The organism is Helicobacter sp. T3_23-1056 (assembly GCF_053654535.1).
Window position 1 is genome coordinate 23099 of sequence record NZ_JBSIUU010000024.1, and the last position, 12377, is coordinate 35475.

A 12377-nucleotide genomic window follows, 5' to 3' on the forward strand; every position below is an offset into this window, starting at 1 on the left:
AAATACGAAAGGCACAAATTTGAAAGGCATAGTTTTAGCAGGGGGCTCTGGCACGAGGCTTTACCCTATCACAAAGGGCATTAGCAAGCAACTTTTGCCCGTTTTTGACAAGCCGATGATTTATTATCCGCTATCTGTGCTTATGTTAGCTGGGATTTATGAGATTCTTATCATTACCACGCCCCAAGATAGCGCGAATTTTAAGGCACTTTTGGGGGACGGGGCGGATTTTGGGCTAAATCTTAGCTATTGTGCGCAGCCTAGCCCTGATGGACTAGCCCAAGCCTTTATTTTGGGGGAATCTTTTTTGGGCGATTCGCCATCTTGCCTTGTGCTAGGGGATAATATCTTTTATGGTAGTGGGCTTACACCCCTGCTAGAAAATGGCGTAGCAGACGCGCAAAATGGCTTTGCCACGATTTTTGGCTACAAGGTGCGCGACCCGCAACGCTATGGTATAGCAGAGTTTAACGCGCAAGGCGAAGTCATAGGATTAGAGGAAAAGCCTGCCGTGCCAAAGAGCGATTATGCGGTAACGGGGCTGTATTTTTACCCAAGCGGAGTGAGTGAGCTAGCAAAGCAAATAAAACCAAGTGCGCGTGGCGAGCTAGAAATCACCACGCTAAATCAAATGTATTTAGAGCAAAATCGCCTAAAATGCGCGATTTGGGAGCAAGACTAGTTTTTGCGTGGAAGTAGAATAAGGGAAGTGTATAATGCGATTGATTGTGCGAAATGCCCGATTTTGTGTCGCAACGATAGCTTTAACCGCACGCTTAATAAACTAAGCCTAGATATTACAAATAGTGAGTTTTTGTGAGGGGTGGAAGCAAGCATATAAGGCTTAAACCAAAATCTTTTTTGCCATTTTGGCAATTTCGTATCTTAGCGATTTTGTATGTCATTGTGGGGAGTAGATTCTAAGAAAGATTGGGAATCTAGGCAAGCCATTTTTGGTAGTCCCGTAGTATTTATAAGTGATGATTGTGCCAAGTGGCGGTGGGTTTGCCCTCATTTTATCGCTAAAACCGCTACCGATTTTAAAGCGGATTTTTTCAATGGTAGGATTTGTAGAGTGATTTATGGATTTAGATTTTTTAGTGGCGGGCGCGTTTGTTTGTAGCGTGGATTTTGATACATTGGATTTTGGTAGTTCTAGGCTTTCGCAAGTGATAGAGCCTAGCGCGTTTGCGTATTTGCCTTTGCCGATATTATGCGCGACTACCACGCATTCTGCGTCTTCATAGCCTTTTAGCTTCATCGCATTTGGCGTGCGAAATCTCTCATAAGGCGCATTATTTTTGCGAATCACAAGCCCCTCGCCACCGCCTTTTATGACTTCTTTTAGCTTAGAATCTAGCTCTTTTTGGCTATCGATAAAAATCTGTGGGATAATATGCAGCATAGATTTTCGTTCAATTTTTGGGCTAAAATCACGCTGTAAATTCTCATTATTTTTTAGCCAAATTTCAAGCACTGCTAGCCGCTCTAAAAGCGTGCAAGATTTTATGTTGCTAGAATCATTTTTTGCCAAATTCGTTTTTTTCAAATCCGTATTTGCAAAATCCATATTTGAAATATCATCACAATTAGGCACATCAAAGATAAAATACCCCAACTTTTGCCATTCCTCACACTTGCATTGCTCGCACTCATTTTCGCCCCTGCTTACGATGCTTATCACCTCTTCAAACCTCCCCCTATCGATAAAAAGCTCGCCATCAAGCCCAAAAGGTGGCAATTTATCTAGCCAGCATTTTGGCGCGCTAAAAATCCTCCCGCTTCTACTTTTTAGATTTTCTCCATCCCAAATAGCGCGCACGCCATCTAGCTTTTCGCTCATCACATAGCCATTAAATGTGCCATTTTCTAGCAATTTTTTATCAAATTTGCTAAGGGCGAAAACTTTAGAATTTTCACTAAAATTTTCACTAGATTTTGCATTAAAATCCCCACTAGATTTTGCGCTCAAATCCGCTTCAAAATCCTCTCTAAAATCTCCACCAAAATCTTTGCCAAAATCCCCTTCAAAATCCGCTCTAGCAAGATTTGCACAAAAAAACACGCAACAAGCAAGCATAATAAAAATCCTAACCCACATAAAAAACCTTATAAAAATCTTTGTCAAAATGCTTACAAAATCTAACCTAATGTTTGCAAAATCTAATCCATTACGCCCGCTTAATCCGCACGATAAATTGCTTTTCTTTGGCATTTAGAGAGATAAAGCCTTGATGAGATTGTATGATTTGGCGTGAGAGTGCTAGCCCTAAGCCATTGCCTTTTAGCTTGGTGCTGATAAATGGCTCAAAAAGTGCGCCCTCATCAAAATTTTCATCAAAAGGCTTGCCATTATCCTGTATGCTAAACACTAGCCAATCGCCCTCTAAGCGCGCTTCTATGGATACTTTGCCACTTTGTGCCTCCCCCTCTTCAATCGCATCAATGGCGTTAAAAAGAAAATTTTGCAATGCAATCAACATCAAATCCTTGTCAAAAAGCGCGACTTTATCGACAAACATAAAATCAAAATCTATATCTTTGCCAAAACTATAATACGCAAGGATTTCGCGTAGTTCTTGCTCTAAAAAAGCGATTTTGTTTGGGGTTTTGTTTGCATTTATGCCTTTTGAAAAAAGTAGCGTGGCTTTTATGATGCGCTCCACGCGAAAAATGCTTTTTTGGATTTCGTAGATGAGGGGTTTTTGGATTTCTGTGGCGCGTCTTGCAAGGGTTGAGATAAGAAGTGAGATAGAGCCTATGGGGTTTCGTATCTCGTGTGCGAGGTGGGCAGAGATTTGCCCCATTGAAGCTAGTCTATCTTGACGCTTTTGTAGCGTGATGTCAGTGGCAGTGATTAGCGTGTATTGCCCCTGCTCATCAAAATCGTTTGTTTTAGAATCGCTTGCTTGGACATAGGTTGTTTGGATAAGGTAGATTTTGTTTTGGTGGGTGATTTCTTCTTGTGTGGGGTTGATAGCGGATTTTGTGCTAGATTTTTGGTTAGATTTTGCAACATCTTTTTTTGATTTTTTGGATTTTAGTTTGTCTAAAATAGGATTTAAATCTTTTGCTAATTTGTTTTGATAAAAAAAACTTCCATTAGGATTATACACCCATACCGCTTCAGGCAATGTCTCTATCACGCGCTCATACAGGGCTTTTGCGTCTTTTACTTCGCGCTCATAGCTATAAGTTATGCGGATAAATTCCTCTAACAATGCCTTGATATTTTCGGGGTTATTTTCCTTTAAGATTCCGCCTTGTAAAATATCTGTTTGTAGCTTCTCGCTACCCAAATTTTGCACGCTAGATTTTGTCTCTTTTGTAGGATTTTTTGGCATTTGATAGACTTTTATGCGTTGTTAGGGATTAGATTTTGCCTTGTTCTTTTAGCCAATTATACAGGGCTTGAGAATACCCAAAACCGCCAGAGAGTTGCCCAGCTAGCGTTTCTTTATACATACTATGATATATGTCGCTACCAGGCTCTTTTGGGAAAAGCGGGTCTTCTAGTTTTAGCGCGTTATCAAGCATAAATTTTAGCAAAATCGCTTCAAATGCGTCCGTTTGCTCTTTTAACGCCTTATCCTCTTTGCTTTGAACGCTTTGCGCACCATTTTGTGTTGCGTCTTGCTTATCTAGCTTTTGGGCAAAATCTAGCGAATGTTTTAGTGCGTTTGCTTTATGGTGCAGTGTGGCTTTGTGATTTAGGCTAGATTCTAGGGATTTGATTTTTAGTGCTTCGTATTGATTTAGCGCGCTTGTGCTATCTATTTTCATTTTTGTTCCTTTGAAATTGTCTTTTTAGATTGCTTGATTTTCTATATCGCTTCTACATTACTTCTACATTGCTTCTATATTATTTCTATGGGCGTGGCAATCGCCCCGCTTTGTCGCATAGCCTCCAAAATCGAAATCATATTTTTTGGGCTAGCTCCCATTTTTTGCAGAGCCTTGACTACGCTAGAAATAGTCGTAGCTTTTTCACTCGCGCTGATGATACCAGCCCCCGCATCAAAGCTACTTGTAGAATCTAGCTGTTGTAGATTTTCGCCTTCAAGCGGTTCATTGGTGATTTTTAGCGTGATATTCCCGCTTGTAACCACCACAGGACGCACGGGAATGTCTATGCCCGCTACGATTGTGCCAGATTTTTCATCGATTATGATTTTGTTTGCTTGGGAGTAGTCGATTTGGACTTCTTGGATAAGGGCTAGAAACTCCACAGGCGTTATATCTTGGGGTTTTTGCACCTTTATGGTGCGTGAGTCGATGGCTAATGCAGTTTGCTCGCCAAAGATTTTATTTAGCGATTCTTGGATTTTCACAGCGTTTTGGAAATTGCTAGATTTTAGGCTTAGCGTGATGGAGTTTTGATTAAAAAGATTATATGGCACTTCGCGCTCTACCACCGCACCTTGCGCCACTACCGCGCTTAGGGCGTTGCTTGAAGTCCCTGTGGTAACCCCGCCTTGTGCCACTGCGTAGATATTGCCATCTACGGCACTAAGCGGTGTCATTACCAAAATCCCAGATTCTAGCGATTTGGCATCGCCGATAGAAGAGATTTTGACATCTAGCCTATCGCCCTGTCTTGCAAATGGTGGCAAATCCGCCGTTACAAGCACCGCTGCGACATTTTTGGATTTTATGGATTCTGCATCTACTTTGACATTTACGCTCTCTAGCATATTTGCGATAGATTGCATTGTGAAGCGCGAGCTTGTTTTGTCCCCTGTGCCATTTAGCCCGATGACAAGCCCATAGCCGATTAGTTGGTTATTTCGCACGCCTACGACATTTGCGATTTCGCTGATTTTTTCTGCCTTAGCAGGGGTCAAAATCCCTAACGCCACCCCACCTAGCAAAATCGCTACAAACACTCTGCCCCCATAGCTTCTAATCGCACTGCCAAATACGCTTTTTACGCCTTTTGCTAGGGCTGATTTTGGCTTAGTATCTTTGGTGCTAAAGCTAGCACTACCCGTCCAATCGCCCCAAAAACTATGTAAAAACTGCTGCAAAAAAACCTTTTTTGTCCCAAAATTATCTCGCATAGATTCTCCTTAATACGCGCTTTGTAATGCGTTTGTTTGAAGCGCATTTATCCTAGATTTTAAGCAATGCTTGCTAGCATTTTGCCTATTTATTTGCAAGATAAAAGCAAAATAGATTCCATTTAAGCAGGTTTTTTAATATAGATTTTGTAGTTTTATAACCACCAAAAGTTTTGCAATTTGTTTTGTAACTTTATCTCATTTCTATTAGTTTTTTGAGAATATAATATTTTGGTTTTTGGAGATGATTTTGCCAAAATCTTAAATCCCCATAAAGGTGCGAAAATCACCCAAACAACTCACAACAACCACTTCTAACAAGCAAGGAGCAACCAATGAAACCTAAGCAAAATACCCTAAAAAAGACACTTATTGTAAGTGCGATTGCGCTATCTTTTGGCATTTTGACACTGCAAGGGGCTGACCCAGCCACTATCATAAAGCAACGATGCCAATCCTGCCACGGACCAAAAATGGAAAAACAAGCACTCGGCAAAAGCAAAATCACCAACACCCTAACCCCCGCGCAAATCAAAACCGCGCTTCTAGGCTACAAAGCAAAGACGCTAAATACTTTTGGGCTAGGCGCGACTATGTGGGGGCAAGCAGCCTCTCTTAGCGCAGATGATATTGAGGCACTATCAAAATATATCCCCACACTTAAAGGGAAATAGTCAAGTTGATGGCGTTTGATTTGTGGTATTGACACGGAGGGGGATTTTTTAAGGGAGGGGGATTAAGAATACGGGGTTTTTGTCATTGCTAGCGTTTAGATTTTGTATTTTTACAAAATCTAATGCGTGGCAATCCAAAATCCCCCTCCCTTAGCACGAGGGGGCTAGGGGGTGGGTAAATCCGTCATTGCGAGAATTTGCTTTAGCAAATTCGTGGCAATCTATTGTTTTTATCATTGAAAGAAATTGCATTTTTGTCATTGCGAGATTCTAGGCTTTTGTTAAAAAGGCTAGAATCGTGGCAATCCACACTCTACAAATTCAAAAAAATATATGTTGTGATTTTGATGATATAGATTGCCACGCGCAACAAGTTGCGCTCGCAATGACGCAAAAATCCTCACTAGAAAAAAACCCTCACAATGCAAAAAAACCCAACGCACAAAAAACCACAAAAAAACTCACCAAAAACCCACCCCCTAGCCCCCTCGTGCTAAGGGAAGGGGAAAATTTTGGCAACTCCGCAAAGGGAGGGGGAAAAACGCAAAATGCTCTGCAAAGTATGGGGAATCTTTATCGTCATTGCGAGCAAGTCGCAAGACTTGCGTGGCAATCTATCGTTACCAAATGCCAAAAACGCGCTTTTTGACAAAAACTAATAAAAAGATTGCCACGCATTAGATTCTGCAAAAATGCAGAATCTAATTGCTCGCAATGACGCAAACCCCCAACCACCAAAAAATCCCATAGATTGCCACGCGTAACAAGTTGCGCTCGCAATGACGGCAATGCAAATTCTTGTAATGAGAGATTTTCCCCTCCATTACGGATTTGCACTATCCTTATTCCCTTTCCCTTAGCACGAGTGGGGTAGGGGGTGGGATTTTTTTTTAGAAAAAGACATTTTGTCATTGCGAGAATTTGCTTTAGCAAATTCGTGGCAATCTATTGTTTCTGTATCGCATTGTGGATTGCCACGACTTCCTGTGGAAGTCTTGTAATGACGATTGGTTTTTGTAGGATTGCTACTTTTTGTCATATTGAGGCTTCGTTTTTGGCTTGTCATATTGAGGGCAAAGCCAGAAATATCTCTATTTATTTGTATATTTTGAGATACTTTGCTTTGCTTAGTATGACAAAATTTTTTTGTGGATTGCCACGCAAATGCCACTTTTTACAAAGTCGCATTTGCTTTCAATGATAGAAGCGGAATCATAGCTCAAAAATACGACAACGCTTGCCATCTTTGACAAATGAAGTTAAAATTTTCAGCAAATGAAGATTTAAGCGAAATATCCAAAAGTTTTTGCGCAAAAATCGTTTTGCGCAAAATCGTGTTTTATTACAGAGTTGCATTATTTACAAAATCTACATTTTAGATATTTTGATTTTTTTCAAAAAATCTTAATTATAAAATATGCGTTTTGCCATACTTAAAGGCTTTAAAAAAGCCAAAATCTTTAATGAAAATCTATATAAACCCCACGCTTTTGCTTCCGTCAAAATTCCCGCTTATCTCGCGTTTGATGGCTTCGATAAAATCCTCTTTTTTAAATATTGGGTTGCTTCTTGTGGCGACTTTATAGGCGGTGTTTTTTATCACTAGAGAGATTTGTGCGCCGCTTAGATTGTAGCTAGATAGCTCTTTTGCTAGGGCGGTTTGGGTGGTTTCATTTTCGTATTTTGCGTTTTTGGGGAGGTATTTTTCCCATAGTTTGATTCGTTGTTCCTCATTTGGTCGCTTAAATTCGATTTTGTAATCAAACCTCCTAGAAAACGCGCTATCTATGCTATCTATTAGATTTGTAGTCGCCACTAGCACCCCGCTAAATCGCTCGATTTGCTCCAAAAATATATTTTGCATTTGGTTGTGCATTTTTTCAGCCCCAGAGCTAGAAGTTATGCGCGTGCTCAAAAATTGGTCTGCCTCATCTAGCAGTAGCACGGGTTCGTTTTTGATTTTTTTGCTGATTTCATTGTAGCTATCAAAGATTTTGCGCACATTTTTTTCGCTCTCTCCCACATACATTGATAGGATTTTGGAGCAATCAAAGCTAATAACTTGCTTTTTTAACGCCTTTGCTATGGCAAGTGCGCTTAGCGTCTTGCCCGTGCCTGCTTCTCCAAAAAAAAGGATTTTTGCCTCCACTCCTTTATGCTTGTCTTTTATCCCCCATTGCCTTAGTCTAGCCACCACACTTGCATCTACTTGCTTTAAGATAGATTCCATCATCGCTCGCGTGGATTTGGGCAAGACTATGTCATCTAGGCTTTGTTTTGGCTGGACTAGCTCAAATATCTCTTGTCCCTCTAGCACGGAGGCTAGGGCGATTTTTTTGCTTTTTTTCTTGTATGGCTCACGGATAACTTTATGCAAAATCTCTTCAGGGATATAAAATGTCCGCACGATTCCGCCAAATGGATTTAGCATTTCGCCAAAATCTAGCAAGCCTTTTTCTACCAAAGTCGATTTTTCATCTAGCAGTGCGCGGTTTTTCATTTTGTCATATTCATTTTCGCTGATTAAATCAATCAAATTATTCATATCGCGGTAGTAGCCATCGCCTCCGTAGTATTCCTCTTTTAGCAGGGCAAAAAATATCATTTCTTCTTTTGGATTTAGGGCGTAGTCTTTGATGATTTTGTGTGCGTAAATCTCTTTTGTAGTGATTAGCAATCGCTCTTTTATGCGATTTTCTAGGGCGTTTATTTGGGATTTGATAGCGGTGTTTTTTGCTTCATTTTGTGGGGTAAATTTGCTTGCTAGATTTATGCGCAAAAATTGGTCTTTGACATATTCTAAATGGTCGTTATATGGCGTCTCATCGGGGATTTGCACTTCGCTATGCCCCCTCTCAAGCACGCGCAAAAACGCATTTGATAGGCTTACTTCACAGCTTAGTAGCTCTAGCAATGCCATATCTTTGATATTTGGCTGTTTGAAGCGCGACATTTCGCTAAGCACAATCCAGCCAGAATCTATCAAAGCCCTTACCATAGGCAAGTAAGTGATGATTATGGATTGGGTAGATTTTGGATTTTGTGTTGGTTTGTCATTGTGGTTTATTTGGGCGTATTTTTGGATTTTGGTTAGTTTGGTGCTTTGTCCTAAATCGTGGCTTTTTGTGGCGGTAGATTTTGGATTTTGGCTATTTTGTGTTTCATCGTCTTGCTCTTTAAAGCAGTTTTGCACCAATTCAAGCACAGCCATTTCAAGCACGCCTTCTAGCAGGGCTTTTGTCATATAGCGCAAGATAAGTGCTTCTTGCTTTTGCGTGCGCAAAGACTCAAAAATCTTTGCTTTTTGTATGTCTTTTGCTTCTAAAAAATCTTCTAAAAATTTCATCTTATGCCTTTTTGTTTTTGGGTTTTTTGGGATTTTGCTTATTGTTTTTAGATTTTGCTTTTTTAGATTTTATCGCTTTTAGATTTTGCCTATTTTGCAAATAACCAAAATCTAAAAATCAAAACCGCTTACCTCGCCCTTGCTCATACTTTTATACACGGCACTTACATAGGATTTTCGCGTATCGCAATCTAGCATTTTTTCACAATCAAAGCAGGATTTTAGCGCGTGATTTTGTTGGCAGGATTTTAGCTTTTCTAGCTCATTATCTAGCTTTGTATCAAATGAATCTGGCGTGCTAGGCATATTGGTGTTAGGTTTGATTTCACTCATTTTTATTCCTTTTTTTTGTTTATTGGGCGGATTTTGCGATAAATATTTTACACAAAATCGCTTTTTTTATCCGTTGTTTATGTTATTTTTCCTCTTTATATGCTTTTTTTACAAGCGCGATTTCAGCCCTGCTACCCAAAAAACACTGCGTAGTATCGTGTAGATTCTCACACTTTAAGCTAAGCAGTCGCGATTTGCCATCGATTGCCTCCCCACCTGCTTTTTCATAGACAAAGGCAAATGGAAATACTTCAAAAAGTTTGCGTAATTTGCCTTTTTTTGCATCTTGCGTGGCTGGGTAGCTAAATAGCCCCCCACCTTTGATTAAAATCTGGTGCAAATCTGGCACCATTCCCCCCGAATATCGCAGTCTATATCCTTGCGCAAAAAGAGAATCTACTAGCCCTTTATGCCTAGCACTCCAATACTTTTGCGTCCCCCCGGGCGCATTTAGCTTGCCTTTTTCCCCTAGCTTTAATGCTGGTTTTTCTAGCCATTGTTTTTTTTCAAAATCATACAAAAAATGCTCTACTTTATCGCTTGTATCATCTGCCCACACTAGCTCTAAGCGCGCTCCATACACCACATAGCACGCCCCTATGATTTTTTGAGAGGCAAACCCCCCCGCATAGATTCCAAATATGCTACCCACGCTAAGATTTGAATCAAAAAGACTTGAGCCATCTAGCGGGTCATACGCGACTAAAATCTTGCCCGCGACATTGCCTTTATACACCGCTTCTTGCTTTTCTTCAGAGCATACGCCACCTATACATTCTAGCTCCAAAAGATTTTTTTCTATCAATTTATCACACGCCACATCGACTGCTAGCTGCGTATCCCCGCTAGAATTTGTGCTGTTTAGATACTCTGCATTTTGGTTGTTTTGATTTTGCAATGTTTTGTGGATAGATATAGCGCATTTTTGTATGCACTTTTTGATAGAGATAAAATCATTTTTTAGTTCTTTTGACATTTGCGCTCCTTGTTTTGCTTCTTTTTGTAGCGTTTTGTAGATAGTTTTTGTGGTAGATTTTGTAGATTTTGATATTTTTGTGGATTTTTTATAAAGGCTTAATTATATTCTTAATACACTTATGATAGCATTTAATTTTTGAAATTTATGACAAAATCTAGCGAGAAAAATAATACGCGACAAAACAATCCAAAAAATAATCCAAAATCCCCACAAAACACACGCAAAACCACAAAAAGGCACAAAATGCAATCCCTACTTATCCTCCAAAATCGCCTCCTCCAAAATCGCCCCCAAAATCCAACAACAAGCCATTTCCAATGCTAGTCGCTCCAAGTATCTTATCTAGCGATTTTTTGCGACTAGGGGCGGAGGTAGAATCTATCTGCAAGGCGGGTGCGGATTTTGTCCATATCGATATTATGGATGGGCATTTTGTGCCAAATCTCACATTTGGCGCACCCGTGATAAAGCAAGTCGCAAAAGTGGCTACAAAACCACTAGATGTGCATCTAATGGTGGAAAATGTGGATTTTTTTGTGGATAGTTTTTTGCCAATAAAGCCAGAATTTATCTCCGTGCATATCGAGGAAGTAAAGCATCTCCACCGACTCATCTCACACATACGCAAAAACGGCATTCGCCCAGCCATCGTGCTAAACCCACACACTAGCGAAAAAGGCTTAGAGTATATTTTGCCAGATATTGATATGGTGCTACTTATGAGTGTAAATCCGGGATTTGGTGGGCAGGAGTTTATCCCTAGCGTGCTTAGCAAGGTGCAAAATCTGCGCGAAATGATAGAATCTAAAAATCCAAAATGCCTAATCGAAGTCGATGGCGGGGTAAATGACAAAAACGCGCTTGCTTTGCAACAAGCAGGCGTAGATATAGTGGTAGCGGGGAGTTTTGTATTTGGTGCTAGCAACTACGCAGAGGCGATAGATTCGCTAAAAAATCCTAGCCAATCCAACCAGCCATAAAAACAACAAATAACGACAAAAGGACGCGTTTGAGTATCGCAAAAGAGCTAGAATCAACGCTTTATGAGCGCAATATTTCTTATGAAGAGTTGTATAAGATTTTGCAAAATCATAACCCCAAATATCCCATAGATAGCCTAGAAGAAGCATATTTGCAAATCGAGCTACTGCGCGCACAGGGCTTGCCATTAGAGTCGCGTGGCAATGCGTATTTTTTAGCGCATAATGAGCTAGAATGGAGGGAGCAGGAATTTTGCTTTGTGGATATTGAGACCACAGGCAGTAAGCCAGATAAACACCAAATCATCGAAATCGGCGCAATCAAATGGAAAAATGGCAAGATTTTAGGGAAGTTTAGCGAGCTAATCCACGCGTATTTTGTCCCAGAGACTATCATAGAAATCACGCAAATCACGCCAAAAATGCTAGAAAATGCGCGAAAAGAGCGCGAAGTTTTGAGCGATTTTAGGGCGTTTTTGGGACAAAGTGTATTTGTAGCGCATAATGTCGGGTTTGATTATGGGTTTGTAAGTGGGGCTATGGAGGAAGCGGGGCTATGTGGATTATTAAACCCAAGATTATGCACGATAGATTTGGCACGAAAGACAATCCTAGCTAAGCGGTATTCTCTAAGCTATCTAAATGAATTTTTAGGCATAAATACACCGACTTCACATCGCGCTTACGCCGATGCGCTAACCGCACTAAAGGTATTTGAAATATCGATTATGTATCTACCAAGACGGATAAAAACCACGCAGGATTTAATCGATTTTTCTAAAAACTCTTAAGAAAGTGAGGTGGAGTTGTAAATTGCTGCAAAGTTAAGAAATGACTCAATTTAACTTAAGCGGATTATTTCTTATCATTTTTAACAAGATTTTATACAAATCTTGTCCTTGATTTTTGGTTATGGCTACCTAAATTCTGTTTCTTTTAGATGAAGCATAAAATTCTCTTTTTTGATTCCTTTGAATTTAGTAAGTCTATGTTTAGCATATCCCA

The 12377-nt window shown here is 40.2% G+C and carries 15 protein-coding genes and 2 pseudogenes; 7 read left to right on the forward strand and 10 right to left on the reverse strand.

Annotated elements, in window-relative coordinates; all coding sequences use genetic code 11:
* Positions 1–19: 19 nt before the first annotated feature.
* Positions 20–658 (forward strand): annotated as a pseudogene (locus ACWIUO_RS10930) (sugar nucleotidyltransferase); the annotation flags it as partial.
* Between the two features lie 27 nt (positions 659–685).
* Positions 686–820, forward strand: a complete 135-nt coding sequence (locus tag ACWIUO_RS10935) for a hypothetical protein (protein WP_454177928.1) — start codon at positions 686–688, stop codon at positions 818–820.
* A gap of 81 nt (positions 821–901) precedes the next feature.
* Here the strand turns inward: ACWIUO_RS10935 and ACWIUO_RS10940 are convergent, their stop codons facing one another.
* The 4 genes from ACWIUO_RS10940 to ACWIUO_RS10955 form a co-directional block, all read right to left on the reverse strand.
* Entirely contained in the window at positions 902–2215 is a 1314-nt protein-coding gene (locus tag ACWIUO_RS10940; protein ID WP_454177929.1) for a DNA ligase, read from the reverse strand.
* Positions 2172–3344 (reverse strand): sensor histidine kinase, encoded by a 1173-nt coding sequence (locus tag ACWIUO_RS10945; RefSeq protein ID WP_454177930.1) that lies wholly within the window; start codon positions 3342–3344, stop codon positions 2172–2174. The genes ACWIUO_RS10940 and ACWIUO_RS10945 overlap by 44 nt, the downstream gene beginning before the upstream one ends.
* Before the next feature lie 28 nt (positions 3345–3372).
* Positions 3373–3696 (reverse strand): rod-binding protein, encoded by a 324-nt coding sequence (locus ACWIUO_RS10950; RefSeq protein ID WP_454177942.1) that lies wholly within the window; start codon positions 3694–3696, stop codon positions 3373–3375.
* A gap of 161 nt (positions 3697–3857) precedes the next feature.
* Positions 3858–5060, reverse strand: a complete 1203-nt coding sequence (locus ACWIUO_RS10955; RefSeq protein WP_454177931.1) for a flagellar basal body P-ring protein FlgI — start codon at positions 5058–5060, stop codon at positions 3858–3860.
* Between the two features lie 335 nt (positions 5061–5395).
* Here ACWIUO_RS10955 and ACWIUO_RS10960 point away from each other — a divergent pair, with 335 nt between their 5' ends.
* Together ACWIUO_RS10960 and ACWIUO_RS10965 are read left to right on the forward strand one after the other, a co-directional pair.
* A complete protein-coding gene (locus tag ACWIUO_RS10960) occupies positions 5396–5734 on the forward strand; it encodes a c-type cytochrome (RefSeq protein WP_454177932.1) in 339 nt (112 codons plus the stop codon).
* Positions 5735–6032: 298 nt separating this feature from the next.
* Complete coding sequence (locus tag ACWIUO_RS10965) at positions 6033–6383, forward strand: hypothetical protein (protein WP_454177933.1); 351 nt, start codon at positions 6033–6035, stop codon at positions 6381–6383.
* Here the strand turns inward: ACWIUO_RS10965 and ACWIUO_RS10970 are convergent.
* From ACWIUO_RS10970 to ACWIUO_RS10990, 5 genes are all read right to left on the reverse strand, one after another.
* The gene (locus ACWIUO_RS10970) at positions 6314–6571 is read right to left on the reverse strand and encodes a hypothetical protein (protein ID WP_454177934.1); all 258 of its coding nucleotides are present in this window, start codon (positions 6569–6571) and stop codon (positions 6314–6316) included. The genes ACWIUO_RS10965 and ACWIUO_RS10970 overlap by 70 nt on opposite strands.
* Before the next feature lie 19 nt (positions 6572–6590).
* The gene (locus tag ACWIUO_RS10975) at positions 6591–6905 is read right to left on the reverse strand and encodes a hypothetical protein (RefSeq protein ID WP_454177935.1); all 315 of its coding nucleotides are present in this window, start codon (positions 6903–6905) and stop codon (positions 6591–6593) included.
* 300 nt (positions 6906–7205) lie between these two features.
* A complete protein-coding gene (locus tag ACWIUO_RS10980; RefSeq protein ID WP_454177936.1) occupies positions 7206–9080 on the reverse strand; it encodes an ATP-binding protein in 1875 nt (624 codons plus the stop codon).
* 111 nt (positions 9081–9191) lie between these two features.
* Positions 9192–9413 carry a hypothetical protein gene (locus tag ACWIUO_RS10985; protein ID WP_454177937.1) on the reverse strand — a complete coding sequence of 74 codons (222 nt, stop codon included), beginning with the start codon at positions 9411–9413 and terminating at the stop codon, positions 9192–9194.
* 82 nt (positions 9414–9495) lie between these two features.
* Positions 9496–10389 (reverse strand): class 1 fructose-bisphosphatase, encoded by an 894-nt coding sequence (locus tag ACWIUO_RS10990; protein WP_454177938.1) that lies wholly within the window; start codon positions 10387–10389, stop codon positions 9496–9498.
* A 138-nt stretch (positions 10390–10527) separates the two neighbouring features.
* Here ACWIUO_RS10990 and ACWIUO_RS10995 point away from each other — a divergent pair, with 138 nt between their 5' ends.
* The 3 genes from ACWIUO_RS10995 to ACWIUO_RS11005 are packed head-to-tail and all read left to right on the forward strand — an operon-like array spanning position 10528 to position 12163.
* Positions 10528–10716: a hypothetical protein gene (locus tag ACWIUO_RS10995; protein ID WP_454177939.1), complete on the forward strand. Its 189-nt coding sequence runs from the start codon at positions 10528–10530 to the stop codon at positions 10714–10716.
* Complete coding sequence (gene rpe / locus ACWIUO_RS11000; protein ID WP_454177940.1) at positions 10710–11372, forward strand: ribulose-phosphate 3-epimerase; 663 nt, start codon at positions 10710–10712, stop codon at positions 11370–11372. The genes ACWIUO_RS10995 and rpe overlap by 7 nt, the downstream gene beginning before the upstream one ends.
* A gap of 29 nt (positions 11373–11401) precedes the next feature.
* Positions 11402–12163, forward strand: a complete 762-nt coding sequence (locus tag ACWIUO_RS11005) for a 3'-5' exonuclease (RefSeq protein ID WP_454177941.1) — start codon at positions 11402–11404, stop codon at positions 12161–12163.
* 45 nt (positions 12164–12208) lie between these two features.
* Here the strand turns inward: ACWIUO_RS11005 and ACWIUO_RS11010 are convergent.
* A pseudogene (locus tag ACWIUO_RS11010) lies at positions 12209–12377 on the reverse strand (IS1595 family transposase); the annotation flags it as partial.

Bases quoted from the DNA above. Each gene is read 5' to 3' on its own strand.
- ACWIUO_RS10940 (WP_454177929.1), bottom strand. From the start codon at position 2,215: ATGCCAAAGAAAAGCAATTTATCGTGCGGATTAAGCGGGCGTAATGGA.
- ACWIUO_RS10945 (WP_454177930.1), bottom strand. From the start codon at position 3,344: ATGCCAAAAAATCCTACAAAAGAGACAAAATCTAGCGTGCAAAATTTG.
- ACWIUO_RS10955 (WP_454177931.1), bottom strand. From the start codon at position 5,060: ATGCGAGATAATTTTGGGACAAAAAAGGTTTTTTTGCAGCAGTTTTTA.
- ACWIUO_RS10960 (WP_454177932.1), top strand. From the start codon at position 5,396: ATGAAACCTAAGCAAAATACCCTAAAAAAGACACTTATTGTAAGTGCG.
- ACWIUO_RS10980 (WP_454177936.1), bottom strand. From the start codon at position 9,080: ATGAAATTTTTAGAAGATTTTTTAGAAGCAAAAGACATACAAAAAGCA.
- ACWIUO_RS10985 (WP_454177937.1), bottom strand. From the start codon at position 9,413: ATGAGTGAAATCAAACCTAACACCAATATGCCTAGCACGCCAGATTCA.
- ACWIUO_RS10990 (WP_454177938.1), bottom strand. From the start codon at position 10,389: ATGTCAAAAGAACTAAAAAATGATTTTATCTCTATCAAAAAGTGCATA.
- rpe (WP_454177940.1), top strand. From the start codon at position 10,710: ATGCTAGTCGCTCCAAGTATCTTATCTAGCGATTTTTTGCGACTAGGG.